The organism is Shewanella sp. SR43-8 (assembly GCF_014163775.1).
Lineage (GTDB): Bacteria > Pseudomonadota > Gammaproteobacteria > Enterobacterales > Shewanellaceae > Shewanella > Shewanella vesiculosa.
In genome coordinates, this window is sequence record NZ_JACJDX010000011.1 from 24,756 (window position 1) to 41,323 (window position 16,568).

Consider the following 16,568-nt stretch of genomic DNA (forward strand, 5'->3'; position numbering starts at 1 on the left):
GTTATTTTAAGATGCTCGTTTAGGTGAGAGTTTATTGGTTATTAGCTCGGTGAAGAGGGATCCTTCACGGCCGTGTTTAGATAAAAAAACGCGCTGGATGCAAAACATGCAGCGCGATTAAGTGATGAGGTACTGCGGATTAACGAAGCAGAGCGTTAAGCTACAAATCCTTCCAGGACTATTTTCCCGACACTCGTGTTAGTTTCTATTTGCTGGTGGGCACGGGTCAAGTTAGCGGCATTGATGTGACCATAATGTTCGCCCAGAGTGCTTTTTATCGTGCCGGCATCAATGAGTTGGCTCACTTCATTGAGTAAGTGGTGTTGGGCAATCATATCGTCGGTAGCGAACATGCTACGGGTAAACATTAATTCCCAATGCAGTGAAATGCTTTTTAGTTTTAGCTTCATAATGTCGATTGGTTGTAGGGGATCGTCAATTAAGGCTATTTTGCCCTGTGGCTGAAGCGATGCGACGATTTCGTCAAAGTGACTGTCGGTGTGATTTAAACTGATAACATGGGTCACGTTATCAAAACCGGCATTATTTAACTCAGTTGATAAGGGTTTACTGTGGTCGATCACAACATCGGCTCCTAAGCTCAGAACCCAATCGCGGCTTTGCTGACGAGAGGCTGTAGCAATCACTTTAGCGCCAGTAAGTTTAGCTGCCAATTGCACTAAAATAGACCCGACACCACCGGCTGCACCTATAATCATAATCCGCGCATCTGTTGCGCTGCCATCTTTAGGTAAGCCCAAGCGATCAAATAAAATTTCCCATGCGGTAATGGTGGTTAACGGTAATGCTGCCGCTTGTGCATCTGTTAATGATTGCGGTTTATGACCCACTATCCGTTCGTCAACCAACTGATATTCGGCGTTGCTTCCTTGGCGAGTAATGTCACCTGCATACCATACTTTATCGCCAACTTTGAATAAACTGACCTGATCACCAATGGCTTTGACGGTACCCACTGCATCATAACCAATGATGTTAGGCTGGCCTTCTGCAGGCTGTCTTGCTTGACGAACTTTTGCATCTACAGGGTTAACGGCTATGGCTTGTACTTCAATTAATAAGTCATGCCCAGTGGCCACTGGCGTTGCAATTTCAATATCTTGAAGTGCATTTATCGCATCAATATTGCCTGCTTGATAGTATCCAATCGCTTTCATTGTGACTCCTTGAGTGGTGAAGAGTGTCAGTTATGCTGAGTTTATACGTGCTGAATGCTAGGTTTTGGTTATTGTGGCCTAATTTATTGTTAAAATTAACAGGGTAATATTTGTATCTTTACCAAATTATTTTTGGTAAAGATGAGGCTGACACAAGCAAAATAACCGAGTATTTACGCTGGGATGACAGATGTTAATTAACGATTTAAGCTTGTTTGTTAGGGTGGCTGATTGTGGCAGCATTGCAGGCGCTGCAGTTGAGTTAGATATTTCAGCTGCCGCCGCGAGTGCCGGATTAAAGCGCTTGGAGAAACAATTAGATGCAGTGCTGTTTATTCGTACAACTAGAAGCTTACGGTTAACTGCGCAGGGTGAGCGTTACCTTATTCATTGTCGTGAAGCATTAGCTAGCTTGCTGTTAGGTGAGCAAGCATTGGCGAGTGAAAAAGGGACTATTTCGGGCGAGTTAACCGTTTCTGTATCATCGGATTTTGGCCGTAATGTGTTATTGCCATGGTTAGATGGCTTTTTAAATGATTATCCTAATTTGTCGATTAAGTTAGATATTGGCGACAATTTGAGTCATTTCTTACATGATAAAATTGATGTTGCTTTGCGTTATGGTCAGCCGCCTGATTCTAACCAAGTGGCATTTACGATTTGTAATACTCGACGTATTTTATGTGCTTCGCCTGGTTATATTGCGCAACATGGCATGCCAGAAACCTTGGCACAGTTAAGCCAACATAACTGTTTAATTTTTAAATTAGACCAACGTGATCATGATTTATGGTCGTTTAATCGAGATCAGCAACAATATAAAGTTCGTGTTAGTGGCAATCGTAGCAGTAACGATGCAGAAATTACCCGGCGTTGGGCAGTCGCGGGCCAAGGAATTGTATTTAAAGTGGCTCTTGATGTTGCTGATGATTTGAAAACCGGCAAGTTAGTACCGATACTTACCGACTATATTGGTGAGTCAGTTGCGCTAAACTTGATCTGTCCTGGTCGCGAGCATGTCACTCCGGTCATGTTGCTATTACGCGATAAGTTACGCCAACATTGCCAGCAATTATTACCGTAATGCTACTTTTTTAGGTAAAGCGTTCGATAGGTTTGAACTACCGAACACTCGTGCCGATATTTAGTTAACTATCAGTATTGTTTAGATTTTACTTTCTAGTTTGTGTGACCAGCTTCTAACTCCCGCTGATTAGTAGGTGAACATTATCACGGTTTGATGATTGTTCATTGCCGCTATTGAAAAACTCTTGTTATGGTCAATACTTGTTATTGTGCCTGACAGGATATGATGCTTTATGGCTGCGAATTTTTTGCAAGGGAAAGCCGACCGTGCGGTAAATACCGATAAAGGTTTTACTCACCCTCTTTGGGCTGCTCGTGCGGATAAACTACAAAGTCTATCTGGAGTGTTGCTGGGGCTCTTTCTGGTGCTGCATTTGCATTTTGAGTCGAGTATCTTGTTTGGCAAAGAAGCTTTCTACCAAGTAGCACAGTTTCTTGAGGGCGGAGTATTTAGTGAAACTGGCCATGGCTACCCTTTGGTGACCCAAATTTTTTCCTGCTTTATGTTATTGGTTGTGCTGATCCATGCGGTATTTGCCTTACGTCGTTTTCCGACTCAATTAGGTCAATGGCGCGCCTTACGAAATCAAATGCGTTTTTTACCCCATGAAGATACCAAAATTTGGTTTTGGCAAATGATCACGGGGTTTTTATTGTTCTTCCTCGTACCAACGCACTTATTCACCATGATAACCCATCCTGAAATAGGCCCACATCTTTCGGCTGAGCGGGTGTATCACTTCAATGCTTGGGCGTTATATATCCTGCTGTTACCGGCCGTTGCAGTGCATGGCGTATTTGGTTTATATCGCGTGGTGGTGAAATGGGGCTTGGTTGAGCAACGTTTTGCCATGCTCAAATTTGCTAAGGTGTTGTTAGCGTATTTAATGGTGTTAGGAGTGGCGAGTTTGCTGACTTATCTTTTGATTGGCCACTCGTTAGCGTTACCCGTAGTGCCATATATGTCGACCTTATAAGGAATTCGCATGAAAATTATCTATACCGACACCTTAGTGGTTGGCGCAGGGCTGGCAGGATTAAGAGTCGCGATAGCATCAAAAGAGCGCGGACTTGATACCTTAGTTTTATCGCTTATTCCTGCAAAACGTTCTCACTCTGTCGCTGCCCAAGGTGGTATGCAAGCCAGTTTAGCCAATACCATTAAAGGTGCTGGTGACGATGAAGATATACATTTTCAAGATACGGTAAAAGGTTCTGACTGGGGCTGCGATCAAACCGTGGCACGAATGTTTGCTCATTGCGCGCCTAAAGCGGTAAGAGAGTTGGCTCAGTGGGGCGTCCCCTGGACTCGAGTGACTAAAGGCGACAGACAAGTGATTGTTAACGCAAAAAAGGTCACTATTACTGAGGCTGAGGCTGCTCACGGATTAATTAACGCGCGTGACTTTGGAGGCACCCAAAAATGGCGCACTTGTTATACCGCAGATGGTACCGGTCATTCTTTGTTGTACGCTGTAGATAATAAGGCTATTTCGTTAGGTATTCCTGTGCACGAGCGCATGGAAGCATTAACCCTTATCCACGACGGCAAGCGCTGTCATGGGGTGATTGCTCGCTGCTTAATTAGCGGTGAACTGCGTGCTTATATCGCTAAATCGACCACCATTGCCACTGGTGGTTACGGACGGATTTATGCTGTGTCGACCAATGCCATGATTTGTGAAGGTATCGGCCAAGCGTTGGCGTTAGAGACTGGCGTCGCGACGCTGGGCAATATGGAAGCGGTACAGTTTCATCCTACGGCTATCGTACCGGTGGGGATTTTAACCACTGAAGGCTGTCGAGGAGACGGTGGTGTACTGCGCGATAAAGACGGTTACCGCTTTATGCCTGATTATGAGCCCGATAAAAAAGAGCTAGCTTCTCGCGATGTGGTCTCTCGCAGAATGACCGAGCATATCCGCAAAGGTAAGGGGGTCAATAGTCCTTATGGGCCGCATTTATGGCTAGATATAACCTTATTAGGTCAAAAGCACATCGAGACGAATCTGCGTGAAGTGAAAGAAATTTGTGAGAACTTTCTGGGCATCGATCCGGTAAAAGAGTGGATCCCGGTTAGGCCGACTCAGCATTATTCTATGGGGGGCATTCGGACTAAGGCGAACGGAGAAAGCCCGCAATTATCAGGATTGTTTAGTGTTGGAGAAGCCGCTTGCTGGGACATGCATGGCTTTAATCGGCTCGGCGGTAATTCTTTGGCGGAAACTGTGGTTGGCGGGATGATTATTGGTAAATATGTTGCTGATTTTGGTGAGCAAAATAGTTTGGTGATTGATACTGAATTAATTGCGCAGTTTGCGCAGCAGTTACAAACTGAAATAGATCAGTTAATTGACGGCGAAGGTACTGAAGACCCCTTTAAGCTTAAAGCTGTGATGCAAAAAATTATGATGGATTACGTGGGTATTTTTCGAAATGGGCCGGATCTTGAGCTGGCTGTTAATCAATTGTCTGAACTACTTGAACGTTCGAAAAATTTGGGCTTAAAGTGCAAAAAACGTCATGCCAACCCAGAATTAGTTGAGGCGTTAAGGATTAAACGGATGCTGAAAGTCGCGCTTACCGTTGCATGTGGAGCCCATGCTCGCACAGAAAGTCGTGGCGCCCATTCTCGTGAAGACTTTCCACAACGTAACGATAAAGACTGGTTAAACCGGACATTAACCAGTTGGCCAGATACCGATAGTTTTCGGCCCCAACTGCGCTATGAAGCGATTGATGTCATGCAAATGGAGTTACCGCCCGGGTATCGCGGTTATGGTATTGATAATGTTATTGCTCATCCTGATACGCAAAAACGTCAGCAACAGGTTGAAGCTATTTTGGCTGATCTAGATGAAAACACCGATAGGCATGTCAAGCAAGCGGCATTAATGCCTTTTGAGTTACCCGAAGAATATCAACCTGGAAATCAGCGATTAACTGATGTCATAGCGAATGCTTCGACGGGAGTAAAGTAACATGAGTCAAGCTCGTACGTTAACCTTCTCTATTTTTCGATATGACCCACAAGAGCCTGGTGATAAAGCGAAAATGGTCAGATACAGCCTCACTGAAACACCCGGAATGACGGTGTTTATCGCCTTAAATCAATTACGTGAAACTCAAGACCCATCGCTGCAATTTGACTTTGTTTGCCGTGCAGGTATTTGTGGCAGTTGTGCCATGGTGATCAATGGTAAACCGACTTTAGCTTGTCGAACCTTAACCGCTAATTATCCTGATGGGCATATTAAGCTCATGCCATTACCAGGATTTGAGCTGATTGGCGATTTATCGGTGAATACGGGCAAATTTATGCGCCAATTATCTGAGCGTTTAGCGCTGTGGTTGCATCCCAATACAGCTGATAATGATATTCATCGAATTGAAACACCGATGTCGCCAGAAGAAGCTACCAAACTTTATGAGTTAGAGCGATGTATAGAGTGCGGTGTGTGTGTCTCAGCTTGTGCCACTAAACAAATGCGTGAAACCTTTGTTGGCGCTGTGGGGATGATGAAAATTGCCCGTTTTGAATTAGACAGTCGTGATACTCGCAGTGCAGATGATTTTTATCATGTGATTGGTAATCAAGACGGTGTTTTTGGCTGCATGACATTATTAGGTTGCCAAGATACTTGCCCGAAAGATTTACCGCATATGCAACAAATTGCCTATTTACGTCGAAAAATGGCATCTGTTTAAGGCGGGAAGAGCGTTAATAAACGCTAGAATGATAACAGCGATAGAAAGCAGAAAGACTAGATGTTAGAGCGCTTGGCTGCTAGATGCTATACAAGCTAAGGCTTTAAAAGCAGTAACCAGCGCTAGAATGATAACCGGCGATAGCAAGCAAAAAGCCTAGAGGCTAGAGCGCTTCGCTGCTAGATGCTATACGAGCTAAAGCTTTAAAAGCGGGAACCAGCGCTAGAATCATAACCGGCGATAGCAACCCGAAAGCCTGGAAAGTAATACTTTTATCGCTGCGGTTCGGGCGAGTAGGATTGAGTCTTATCAAGATCTTTAGTCATAGGCTATTGAGACATAAAAAATGCCGCTAAATAAGCGGCATTTTTGCGATTATAGTGCGTGTCGGTAATAAATTACTTAGCGCGCTTCATTGCAGTGAAGAATTCTTCGTTAGTTTTGGTCATCGCCAATTTATCGATTAAGAATTCCATTGCTGAAACTTCATCCATTGGGTGTAAGATTTTACGTAAAATCCACATCTTCTGAAGTTCTTCCGGTGTCGTTAGTTTTTCTTCACGACGAGTACCAGAGCGGTTGAAGTCAATCGCTGGGAATACGCGTTTTTCAGCGGCTTTACGAGAAAGGTGTAACTCTTGGTTACCAGTACCTTTAAACTCTTCGTAAATCACTTCATCCATTTTCGAGCCTGTATCAACAAGCGCGGTAGCGATAATGGTCAAGCTGCCACCGTGTTCGATGTTACGTGCTGCACCAAAGAAACGCTTTGGACGATGCAGGGCGTTAGCATCGACACCACCGGTAAGCACTTTACCTGATGATGGGATAACCGTGTTATATGCACGAGCTAAACGAGTGATAGAGTCTAACAAAATCACCACGTCTTTTTTATGCTCAACAAGACGTTTTGCTTTCTCGATAACCATTTCGGCTACTTGAACGTGACGGCTGGCTGGTTCATCAAAGGTAGAAGCAATCACTTCACCTTTAACCATGCGTTGCATTTCGGTCACTTCTTCAGGACGTTCGTCAATCAGTAATACCATTAACACCACATCTGGGTTGTTGTAGGTAATACTTTGAGCAATGCTTTGAAGTAATAATGTTTTACCCGCTTTAGGCGGCGCAACAATCAAACCACGCTGACCTTTACCGATCGGTGAACATAGATCAAGGATTCGCGAGGTAATGTCTTCAGTAGAACCATTACCGCGTTCCATACGAAGACGTTCTTCAGCATGAAGTGGGGTTAAGTTTTCAAATAGGATTTTATTACGAGAGCTTTCTGGTTTATCGAAGTTAACTTCACTGACTTTCAATAGTGCGAAGTATCTTTCGCCTTCTTTTGGAGGTCTGATTTTACCAAAAATGCTGTCACCGGTTCGCATATTAAAGCGACGGATCTGGCTTGGTGAAACATAAATATCGTCAGGACCCGCAAGGTATGAGCCATCTGAACTTCTTAAAAATCCAAATCCATCTTGGAGGATTTCTAATACACCGCCACCGAAAATGTCTTCTCCGCTTTTAGCGTGAGCTTTCAAAATAGAGAAGATGATATCTTGTTTACGGGTACGAGCCATGTTTTCCAGATTCATACTTTCAGCAAGCGAAACTAGATCTGAAATTGGCGTGTCTTTTAATTCTGTTAAATTCATGTATGGGAGTCTTGTATTGCGCGACGAAGCTTACCGCAATCAATCAGTAAGGTTGAAAAGATATTTTTTGATTGATAAGCGAGAAGAGGTTAATTGAAAAAATCTGATGATTAAATTAGCACTTTATGTGTTGGCCGTCCAGAAATTTAGACTAAATAAAAACTAAAAATGGCACAAATTGTTTAAAACTTGTGCCATTTAACATTTTTAGCTACTTCTGATTAGATTTTAGCGTCAATGAATTCTTTTAGTTGCGTCTTTGATAATGCACCCACTTTGGTTGCTATCAACTCGCCAGCTTTGAATATTAACAATGTTGGAATGCCGCGCACGCCGTATTTAGCTGGTGAAACGCTGTTTTGGTCAACGTTAAGTTTTGCTACGGTCAGTTTGCCTGCATATTCTTCAGCAACGTCGTTGAGAATTGGAGCAATCATTTTACAAGGACCACACCACTCAGCCCAGAAGTCTACTAATACTGGTGTTTCAGACTTTATTACATCGTTTTCAAAGCTGTCATCGCTTAGGTATACAATTTTATCGCTCATGTTGTTCTCCAGATTTGGTTCCATTGCTAGTTTATTAATGGCTTACCATGTATATTGGGTCAGTTAAATAGCTTTTCAAGAGACCGTTTTAGTAATGTAGCTATTTCAAACGATCGAATCTTTTTTTGCAACCCCTACAGGTATGCTTGTGCTATGAGCCAAACACATTTATCGACCAAGAAATTCGCCGACTTCCCTTTAAAGCCCGAAGTACTAGCGGCGTTAAACGAGAACGGCTTTGAGTTTTGCACGCCCATTCAGGCGTTATCTTTACCAATATTACTTAATGCAAAAGACATTGCCGGACAAGCCCAAACCGGTACAGGTAAAACCATGGCCTTTTTAGTGGCCACGTTTAACCATTTATTAACCGTTGCTGCACCAGAGGGTCGCAAAGTAACAGAACCTCGCGCTATTATAATGGCGCCAACCCGTGAGTTAGCAATACAAATAGCCAAAGACGCTAATTTATTAGCGGCACATACCGGACTCAAAGTCGGTATTGTTTACGGTGGCGAAAGCTATGAAACTCAACGTGCAGTATTAGACAAAGGCGTTGATATTCTGATTGGTACCACAGGGCGTATTATTGATTATGTTCGTCAAGGTGTCATCAGTTTAAGCCACATTCAAGCAGTAGTGCTTGATGAAGCTGACCGTATGTTTGACCTTGGTTTCATTAAAGACATTCGCTTTTTATTCCGCAGAATGCCTGATGCTAAGTCACGCTTAAATATGTTGTTTTCTGCCACGCTTTCAATGAAAGTGCAGGAACTAGCTTATGATCATATGAACGACCCTGAAAAAGTTGAAATTGAACCATTAGAAAAAACCTCTAAAAATATCAAAGAGGAAATTTTCTATCCGTCAATGGAAGACAAGATGCGTTTATTACTGAGCTTAATCGAAGAAGATTGGCCAGATAAAGCGATTGTGTTTTCGAACACAAAACACAGCTGTGAAAAACTGTGGTCTTATTTAGAAGGTGATGGTCATCGAGTGGGTTTGTTAACTGGTGATGTTCCACAAAAGAAGCGTATTCGTATTCTTGAGCAATTTACCTCTGGTGATTTAGATTTATTAGTTGCAACAGATGTTGCCGCTCGTGGCTTGCATATTTCTGATGTGTCACACGTGTATAACTATGATTTACCAGATGATTGTGAAGATTATGTGCACCGTATTGGCCGTACAGGCCGCGCAGGACAAAAAGGCATTTCGGTGAGTTTTGCATGTGAAGAATATGCATTAAATCTTCCCGAAATTGAAACCTATATCAATCATTCAATTCCCGTATCTAATTACGATCGAGATGCACTATTGGATGATATTCCTGCACCGGTTCGTATTCACCGCAAGCCTGCGCCATCTCGCTCACGCGATGGTGCGAGTAAAGGTGCGCATCGTAGTGGCGGCAATACTTCGCGTCCTCCACGTCATAGGACCCGTAGACCATAGTCAATGCTAACAGTATCTCAACCCTATGCGGCGATAACATTAGGTTCTAACAGTTTTAATATGTTGGTGGCTAATTCGGTGGGAAATAAACCGATTGTTATCGCTAAATATAAGCGTAAAGTTCGCCTTGCCGAAGGTATAGGTGACGATGGCATGTTGTCTGAACATGTTATGCAGCGTGGTTTAGAATGCTTGGCCATGTTTGCCCAGATGTTAAAGCAACACCATATTAATAGTGCTAACGTTGCCGTATTTGCTACCGCGACATTGCGTGTTATTGGTAATGCCGATGAATTTCATCAACGTGCGATGCCTATTTTACAGCATCCCATTGAGGTTATTTCAGGGCTACGTGAAGCTGAACTTATTTATCAAGGCATGGTGGCCACCACTAAAGGTGAGGGGCGCCGGTTAGTGATAGATATTGGCGGCGCCAGTACCGAGTTTATTATTGGTGACGGTAGTAACGTGCTGTTTAAAACCAGCCTGCCAATGGGATGTGTGCTGTTTAATCAACGATTTTTTAGTCAAACACCACTACAAATCATCGATGTTGAACAGGCAATAGACTATGTTAATCATATTTTGGCTGAATGTCGGCTTCAGTTGCTCGACTTTGGTTGGCAAAGTGTTGTCGGCGCTTCTGGAGCTGTGCAATCAGTCGTATCTGTATTACAGCACAGACAACGCCCAGAAGTGATTACCCTTAAGATTTTGTATGCTTTTCGTGATGAAATATTATCGCAAGCAGATGCCAGGCTTAGTGGCATTAAGGGCTTAAATGCCGAACAAGCTCCTACATTTGCGGCGGGAGTGGCAATATTAATCGCGCTATTTGAAAGTCTTTCTATTAGTCGTTTACATCTTGCTGGTGGTGCACTTCGTGAAGGTGTATTACAACTGTTAGCCGATCGTATCGCCGCTAAAGCATCGATGTAGTGGCTGACATAAGCGCAATAAAAAATAGGTCGCCCATGGCGACCTTTTTTGATTATTTAAGTGATGACGATATTTGAGTTAAATAAGTCATTTACATCACTACTTTAAAATCTCAACTAAATCGGCTTCTAATGTGGCTTGCGGGCGTTCAACGATACGACCTAGCTCATTGCCTTGTTGTTTAACGATAAACGTTGGAATTCGGCTGAATGCGTATTTTGCCGCTAAACCTTCGGGATCCTGCTTGTTTCGGTCGACACCAATGTATTCAACCTCAATGTTGGGATTGGCTGCCGCTTCAATAATTCGCATAAAGTGCGGTGTTTCGCGATGGCAGTCTGGACACCAAGTGCCAATAATCACCACTATTTGTATCGGTTGTTTAATGGCTTTGAGTACATCGATGGCTTGCGCATCAACTTGATAATTAGTGAACCCTTCAGCATAGCCTGGTAATTGAGTTGTTAGAGTTTGTGGTTGGATTATGCCAGTTAAAATCACTTCTTGTTTCTCCTCGCTGCATGTTGCAATAAAGCCTTGTTGATCTTTTTCAAATGCGCATCCAGGATTTGCTGATGCGGCCATAGGCAACATTTGGGTACTGAAAAAGAGTGCGGTTGTGGCCAATAATGTTCGAACGTTATTGTGCATGATAATGTCTCGCTTAAGAAGAAAATACTGTACTTGAGTGTATTCAAGCATGCTTAATCAAGTCTGTTAAGAGGCGATAGCTTATGATGCAATGCTGATCACGATAATAGGAGGATTCACTTACTCAATAGGGTTAATGCTAGTGCAGAGTCTGGAGTATAAAATAAAAAGCCAACCCTGAATGGATTGGCTTAATACCTCAATAAGCGAGTTTTATTGGTTTTGCTCTTTAAGCCACTGGGCCGCGCGTTTAGCAAAGTAGGTTAAAATACCATCGGCACCAGCGCGTTTAAAGCAAAGTAACGACTCCATGACAATGGATTTTTCTGCAAGCCAACCGTTTTGGATAGCGGCCATGTGCATGGCGTATTCACCGCTGACTTGATAAGCAAAAGTCGGTACCGCTAATTCTGTTTTAACGCGGTGTACTATGTCTAGATATGGCATACCGGGCTTAACCATTACCATGTCGGCACCTTCTTGGATATCTAATGCCACTTCATGTAATGCTTCGTCGCTATTGGCAGGATCCATTTGATAACTGTGTTTATTGCCACCTTTTAGGTTGCTAGCCGATCCGACAGCATCACGAAATGGTCCATAATAGCTGGATGAATATTTAGCGGAATAAGCCATAATTTGGGTATTCACAAAGCCATTAGCTTCTAGAGCTTGGCGAATTGCGCCAATACGACCGTCCATCATGTCTGATGGCGCGACAATATCAGCACCTGCAGCAGCATGTGATAGCGCTTGTTTGACTAAAATGTCTGTAGTGATGTCATTGAGGATATAACCCGTATCATCAATGATACCGTCTTGCCCATGAGTCGTGTAAGGATCTAAGGCGACGTCAGTCATGATGCCAAGCTGTGGGAATGCTTGCTTTAATTCACGTACTGCACGTTGTACTAAACCATCAGGATTATAAGACTCTTCTGCAAGTAAGCTCTTTTTATCTGCCGGTGTTACCGGGAATAACGCGATAAGTGGAATACCAAGTTCAACCAGTTCAGCGGCCTCTTTTAATAATAGATCAACTGAAAAACGCTCGATACCCGGCATTGAAGCAATTTTCTCTGAACGTTGAAAACCTTCCAACACGAACATTGGATAAATCAGATCGTTAACGGTTAAAGTATTCTCAGACATTAAACGACGGCTAAATTCATGTTTACGCATGCGGCGCATTCTGCGCTGTGGAAAAGCACTGGTAATAATATTCAATTTCGACTCCTGGTTTAGATCGTGTCTGTTTCACGCTGGTAATAGCAGACTTGGTTTCGACCACTGCGTTTAGCTTGATACAGGGCTTTATCTGCTTGTTCTAGTAATAACATTGGATGCTCATCACTGTCGATAATGGTCTCACTAATACCAATGCTAACAGTAACGGGTATTATGTCTTCATTGTGTACTATGTTGAGTTCACTAACGGCTTGGCGAATTTGCTCTGCAACGAGCAGAGCACCTTCAATATCTGTGCAAGGCAAAATAATAGCAAATTCTTCACCACCAAAACGTGATACGAGATCCGTTGGACGTTTTACGTATTCAGACAGTGTGTTGGCTATTGCCCTTATGGTGTGGTCGCCACCAAGGTGTCCATATTTGTCATTAATATTTTTAAATTTATCGATATCAATCATTAGCAAAGACATTGGTGTTTGCTGACGACGGCTAATACGACCTTCAGCAATGAGACGGCGATCAAAAGCACTGCGGTTTTTTACCCCTGTCAGGCTATCGATAGTATTTTGCTCAGTGAGCTTTTGATTAACCTCACTCAGTTCGCGCAAGGTAATTTCTAACTCAAGGGTACGCTCTTGTACCATTTTTTCCAATTTTTCACTGTTCTCTGCTTCACTTCGAAGTGCTTCTTCGCGGGTTTCTCGCAATTTTTGTGCTTGTTCTAACGTGTGTTGCTGGATCTCAAATTTGGCTTTTCGTTCATCGTTATAGCGTAACGCAAGCACTGCAGCCATAGTAATAACTTCAAAGGTCAGCCCTAGCATTATGGGTATTTGCGGCGATATATTGGTAGAGAACAGGCCAAGATAAATGAGTCCTGTAACAATACAACCCAACATAAATCCCATACGGCCAATGGCGTATAAAGGGGCATTCCGTTGGCCGCCGAAGGCTTGGATCAATGAGAATGCCATCAAGATAGTACTGATTGTTAATACCACAAATACCAATACATACAGGGCAGAGCTGTAATTAATAAATGGCATGACAATCGTTAACCCAAAACTCAGTACTGCCATGATGCGGCATATACGTAACATTTTCAGATTATGATATTTAAGTTGTAAAACTTTTTCAGTAAACATCAATGAAAATCCCAGGGTTAAGGGGATAACAATAATGAAAATATACTGCTGCATAATGGGCCATTGAGGCCACAAATAGCGAAATGATACTCCGTGTATTGACGCCGAGAGTAACGTGAGCCCTAATACATAGCCGCTGTAATAACTGTAACTAAAAGATGCAGAAGCAAGGGCAATGAATAAACTGAACAAGCAAATCGCAAGTAGTACACCTATTTGCATGCCACTGAACAAGTTCTTGGTTTCGGTCAGTTGGGTAAGATCATTCGATGACCACAATATCAATGGTAAGCTGATGGTACCTTTATTATCGATTTTGAGATAAAAAGTATGGGTATCACCAGGTTCAAAGTTAACGGGATATAAAAAAATATTACTTTGTAATGGCCGTTGCTTAAACGGTAATGTATCTCCCATGACTTCAGTGCTGACCAGTTCCCCATTAATCAGGTGGTATATTTTAACGCTGTCGAGCAAAGGATTGTCTAAGGCAATAATGCGTGCAAGATGATCATTGGGCGTAAATATACTAAAACTCACCCAATAGTTTTTAACGCCTATTTTATAGGGTTGATCTGTGTTGAGCTTTTTCCAGCTATTTTCTGGCTGTTGTAATAATTGGCTTAGGGTTTCAATGTCGTTACTTTGATTGGCATATACCCAGTCTTGCAATTCAATTTTGGTGATGGAATTAGCGGTTAGCCGCAGCGGAGTAGGGTAAAGGGTATTAGACCAACTACTTTGGCTAATGAGCAGTAAAAAAAGTCCAACAATAATCCTAACATTATATTGATTGTACAGCGTCAAACAACGATATCTTATGCTCATAATGCGTCGTTACTCGTGTGTAGAACCATAGGTAGTTGGAAAAAATTACAACTGTTTTGGTAACATTGTTGCGCTAATAATATCGGCGACTGTTGACGTAAATTAGCCATATACTCAACAATATAAGGTAAGTATTGGGGTAGGTTCTTACTCGATTTTGGTTTAGGTCGCATGCTGCGCGGTAATAAATAGGGGCTATCTGTTTCTGCCATTATGCGATTATTGGGGATCAAAGGTACTAGTTTTGCTAAATCTTGGCCTCGGCGTTCATCACAAATCCACCCCGTAATACCAATATATAAATCTGTGTCTAGGCATTCAATCAACTCATCTCTGTTACCCGTAAAACAGTGAAGTAAAGCATTTGGAAGTTGAGTTCGATATTCATTTACTATGGCAATAAAGTCGCTGTGGGCTTCACGGCAATGCATTAAAACCGGCATATTGAGTTCACAAGCCAGTTCTAATTGGGCGGAAAATGCTTTTCTTTGGGCTGTACGCGGGGAGAAATCACGATTGTAATCAAGGCCACACTCACCAATCGCCACCACAGTATCTTGCTGCGCAAGTTGTGTTAAACGTGTTTTGCTGTGTTGATCCCAAGAGGATGCATGATGGGGATGAACACCGGTAGTACAGTAGAGTTGTTGCGGATATTGTTGGCAGGTTGATATGGCTTCAGTGCTTTCATCGAGATCGCTGCCAATAACAATTAACGGCGAAACATGGTGTTTCGCCGCATCATTAATAACAGTGTCAATATCGTGCTTAAGCCTTTCGCTAAGCAGATTGACAGCAATGTCGATGTATTGAGTCATGTCATCATAATCAAAGTAATCAGGTTACTTTAATCGTTTAACTCGAGTCGTCGCATTACGATCATCACTGCCTAATAAAAACGAGTTTAATGCACCCGTTTCAATGAATATGTGTTGACCCTTTTTGATTTTATAATACTTGGAGCTATTTTGTTTCCACACTTGGCCATTGTTCAATGTGATTATAAATGCGCCTAAAGCATCTTTTTTAACGCTAACAACCTCGGAGTAAATCTTACTGACTTCATCTTCTATTACTTTCTTTTGCAATCCAAAATCATCAACGCTTAATGCTTTTGGGCTGGCAACAACAGATGCTGCTGGAACTGTCGCGACTTCAGGTGCTATAGAATTGACAGGGCTTGCTGTAGCCATAATATGGGCACTGGGTTTAGCATTCGCCGCTAATGTGTCATAACAGGTCAATCGCGCCGTTTTGTCGGTTTTAGCGGCGCATATAGACAGCTGCTGACCAAGATTGGTATTGGCATATGCATTAGCTGACATCAATATGATCCCAGCAGCAATTAAACTTAAACGCATTGATTGTTCCTTATTATTATTTGCTTCTGAGCCTTAGAGACTTGTGCTATTGCCTAACTATCAGCTTGTTCGTTCTCTGGCTCATCATCTTCATTTTTACTGTAAAAACGTGCAGCGATTAGCCCACCTTCAAACAATAACAGCATTGGGATTGCTAGCATAGTCTGCGAGATAATATCTGGCGGTGTCAGTATCATACCAATAACAAAGGCGCCGACAACGATATAAGGACGTTTTTGACGTAACTCGTCAGGTGTAGTGACACCCGCCCAACAAAGTAAAACCACTGCTACTGGAATTTCAAAGGCTAAACCAAAAGCAAAAAACAGCTTTAAAATAAAACTCAAATAACTGCTGATATCAGTAGCGACTTGAACGCCTTCAGGAACTACGCTGGTAAAAAAGCCGAAAACAACCGGAAAAACGATGTAGTAAGCAAAGGCTATTCCAAGGTAAAACAGCAAGGTGCTACTAGCCAATAAGGGTACGACTAAGCGCTTTTCATGTTTGTATAACCCAGGGGCAACAAACGACCATACTTGATAAAGTACATAGGGAATGGCAATGAAAAATGCTAACACCAATGTTAGTTTAAATGGTGCAAAAAAGGGTGCAGCCACGTCGGTTGCAATCATGCTACCTGTTGCTGGCAGCGATCGCATTAATGGTAGGGCGATGTAGTGATAAATATCGTTGGCCCAATACACAATAGCAATAAATACCAGTAATACGCTGCCAATGGCTTTAAGCAATTTATTACGTAATTCAAGCAAATGGCTAATAAGCGGTTGCTGTTGCGACATGAATTATCCGT

15 protein-coding genes are annotated in these 16,568 nt (G+C 42.6%); 6 read left to right on the forward strand and 9 right to left on the reverse strand.

Annotated elements, in window-relative coordinates; all coding sequences use genetic code 11:
• Window positions 1–155 precede the first annotated feature (155 nt).
• The gene (locus H5114_RS14925; protein ID WP_182698440.1) at window positions 156–1,178 is read right to left on the reverse strand and encodes a zinc-binding alcohol dehydrogenase family protein; all 1,023 of its coding nucleotides are present in this window, start codon (window positions 1,176–1,178) and stop codon (window positions 156–158) included.
• Window positions 1,179–1,368: 190 nt separating this feature from the next.
• Here H5114_RS14925 and H5114_RS14930 point away from each other — a divergent pair, with 190 nt between their 5' ends.
• The 4 genes from H5114_RS14930 to H5114_RS14945 all read left to right on the forward strand — a co-directional run bounded on the left by H5114_RS14930 (window position 1,369) and on the right by H5114_RS14945 (window position 5,972).
• Complete coding sequence (locus tag H5114_RS14930; protein ID WP_182723341.1) at window positions 1,369–2,262, forward strand: LysR family transcriptional regulator; 894 nt, start codon at window positions 1,369–1,371, stop codon at window positions 2,260–2,262.
• A 235-nt stretch (window positions 2,263–2,497) separates the two neighbouring features.
• Complete coding sequence (locus tag H5114_RS14935; RefSeq protein ID WP_182723342.1) at window positions 2,498–3,241, forward strand: fumarate reductase cytochrome b subunit; 744 nt, start codon at window positions 2,498–2,500, stop codon at window positions 3,239–3,241.
• A gap of 9 nt (window positions 3,242–3,250) precedes the next feature.
• Window positions 3,251–5,245: a fumarate reductase flavoprotein subunit gene (locus H5114_RS14940; RefSeq protein WP_182723343.1), complete on the forward strand. Its 1,995-nt coding sequence runs from the start codon at window positions 3,251–3,253 to the stop codon at window positions 5,243–5,245.
• Between the two features lies 1 nt (window position 5,246).
• Window positions 5,247–5,972 carry a fumarate reductase iron-sulfur subunit gene (locus tag H5114_RS14945; RefSeq protein ID WP_182698436.1) on the forward strand — a complete coding sequence of 242 codons (726 nt, stop codon included), beginning with the start codon at window positions 5,247–5,249 and terminating at the stop codon, window positions 5,970–5,972.
• Between the two features lie 398 nt (window positions 5,973–6,370).
• Here H5114_RS14945 and rho read toward each other — a convergent pair whose 3' ends face one another.
• Both rho and trxA read right to left on the reverse strand, forming a co-directional pair.
• Entirely contained in the window at window positions 6,371–7,633 is a 1,263-nt protein-coding gene (gene rho / locus H5114_RS14950; protein ID WP_124017248.1) for a transcription termination factor Rho, read from the reverse strand.
• Window positions 7,634–7,854: 221 nt separating this feature from the next.
• Entirely contained in the window at window positions 7,855–8,181 is a 327-nt protein-coding gene (gene trxA / locus H5114_RS14955; RefSeq protein ID WP_182723344.1) for a thioredoxin TrxA, read from the reverse strand.
• A gap of 153 nt (window positions 8,182–8,334) precedes the next feature.
• Here trxA and rhlB point away from each other — a divergent pair, with 153 nt between their 5' ends.
• Both rhlB and H5114_RS14965 read left to right on the forward strand, forming a co-directional pair.
• Complete coding sequence (gene rhlB / locus H5114_RS14960; RefSeq protein ID WP_124017250.1) at window positions 8,335–9,639, forward strand: ATP-dependent RNA helicase RhlB; 1,305 nt, start codon at window positions 8,335–8,337, stop codon at window positions 9,637–9,639.
• Window positions 9,640–9,642: 3 nt separating this feature from the next.
• Window positions 9,643–10,578 (forward strand): exopolyphosphatase, encoded by a 936-nt coding sequence (locus H5114_RS14965; protein ID WP_182723345.1) that lies wholly within the window; start codon window positions 9,643–9,645, stop codon window positions 10,576–10,578.
• Window positions 10,579–10,677: 99 nt separating this feature from the next.
• On the opposite strand, the gene H5114_RS14970 is transcribed toward H5114_RS14965, so the two are convergent.
• The 6 genes from H5114_RS14970 to tatC form a co-directional block, all read right to left on the reverse strand.
• Complete coding sequence (locus tag H5114_RS14970) at window positions 10,678–11,229, reverse strand: thioredoxin family protein (RefSeq protein WP_124017382.1); 552 nt, start codon at window positions 11,227–11,229, stop codon at window positions 10,678–10,680.
• Window positions 11,230–11,442: 213 nt separating this feature from the next.
• Window positions 11,443–12,456, reverse strand: a complete 1,014-nt coding sequence (gene hemB / locus H5114_RS14975) for a porphobilinogen synthase (RefSeq protein WP_124017252.1) — start codon at window positions 12,454–12,456, stop codon at window positions 11,443–11,445.
• Window positions 12,457–12,470: 14 nt separating this feature from the next.
• The gene (locus H5114_RS14980) at window positions 12,471–14,393 is read right to left on the reverse strand and encodes a diguanylate cyclase (protein WP_182723346.1); all 1,923 of its coding nucleotides are present in this window, start codon (window positions 14,391–14,393) and stop codon (window positions 12,471–12,473) included.
• Window positions 14,390–15,211 (reverse strand): TatD family hydrolase, encoded by an 822-nt coding sequence (locus H5114_RS14985; protein ID WP_182723347.1) that lies wholly within the window; start codon window positions 15,209–15,211, stop codon window positions 14,390–14,392. The genes H5114_RS14980 and H5114_RS14985 overlap by 4 nt, the downstream gene beginning before the upstream one ends.
• A 24-nt stretch (window positions 15,212–15,235) precedes the next feature.
• Entirely contained in the window at window positions 15,236–15,754 is a 519-nt protein-coding gene (locus H5114_RS14990) for a hypothetical protein (RefSeq protein ID WP_182723348.1), read from the reverse strand.
• Window positions 15,755–15,807: 53 nt separating this feature from the next.
• Complete coding sequence (gene tatC, locus H5114_RS14995) at window positions 15,808–16,557, reverse strand: twin-arginine translocase subunit TatC (protein WP_124017256.1); 750 nt, start codon at window positions 16,555–16,557, stop codon at window positions 15,808–15,810.
• Between the last annotated feature and the right edge of the window lie 11 nt (window positions 16,558–16,568).

Excerpts from the sequence above, each read along its gene's own strand:
- H5114_RS14925 (WP_182698440.1), bottom strand. The coding sequence starts at position 1,178 with ATGAAAGCGATTGGATACTATCAAGCAGGCAATATTGATGCGATAAAT.
- H5114_RS14930 (WP_182723341.1), top strand. The coding sequence starts at position 1,369 with ATGTTAATTAACGATTTAAGCTTGTTTGTTAGGGTGGCTGATTGTGGC.
- H5114_RS14935 (WP_182723342.1), top strand. The coding sequence starts at position 2,498 with ATGGCTGCGAATTTTTTGCAAGGGAAAGCCGACCGTGCGGTAAATACC.
- H5114_RS14940 (WP_182723343.1), top strand. The coding sequence starts at position 3,251 with ATGAAAATTATCTATACCGACACCTTAGTGGTTGGCGCAGGGCTGGCA.
- H5114_RS14945 (WP_182698436.1), top strand. The coding sequence starts at position 5,247 with ATGAGTCAAGCTCGTACGTTAACCTTCTCTATTTTTCGATATGACCCA.
- rho (WP_124017248.1), bottom strand. The coding sequence starts at position 7,633 with ATGAATTTAACAGAATTAAAAGACACGCCAATTTCAGATCTAGTTTCG.
- trxA (WP_182723344.1), bottom strand. The coding sequence starts at position 8,181 with ATGAGCGATAAAATTGTATACCTAAGCGATGACAGCTTTGAAAACGAT.
- rhlB (WP_124017250.1), top strand. The coding sequence starts at position 8,335 with ATGAGCCAAACACATTTATCGACCAAGAAATTCGCCGACTTCCCTTTA.
- H5114_RS14965 (WP_182723345.1), top strand. The coding sequence starts at position 9,643 with ATGCTAACAGTATCTCAACCCTATGCGGCGATAACATTAGGTTCTAAC.
- H5114_RS14970 (WP_124017382.1), bottom strand. The coding sequence starts at position 11,229 with ATGCACAATAACGTTCGAACATTATTGGCCACAACCGCACTCTTTTTC.
- H5114_RS14980 (WP_182723346.1), bottom strand. The coding sequence starts at position 14,393 with ATGAGCATAAGATATCGTTGTTTGACGCTGTACAATCAATATAATGTT.
- H5114_RS14985 (WP_182723347.1), bottom strand. The coding sequence starts at position 15,211 with ATGACTCAATACATCGACATTGCTGTCAATCTGCTTAGCGAAAGGCTT.
- H5114_RS14990 (WP_182723348.1), bottom strand. The coding sequence starts at position 15,754 with ATGCGTTTAAGTTTAATTGCTGCTGGGATCATATTGATGTCAGCTAAT.
- tatC (WP_124017256.1), bottom strand. The coding sequence starts at position 16,557 with ATGTCGCAACAGCAACCGCTTATTAGCCATTTGCTTGAATTACGTAAT.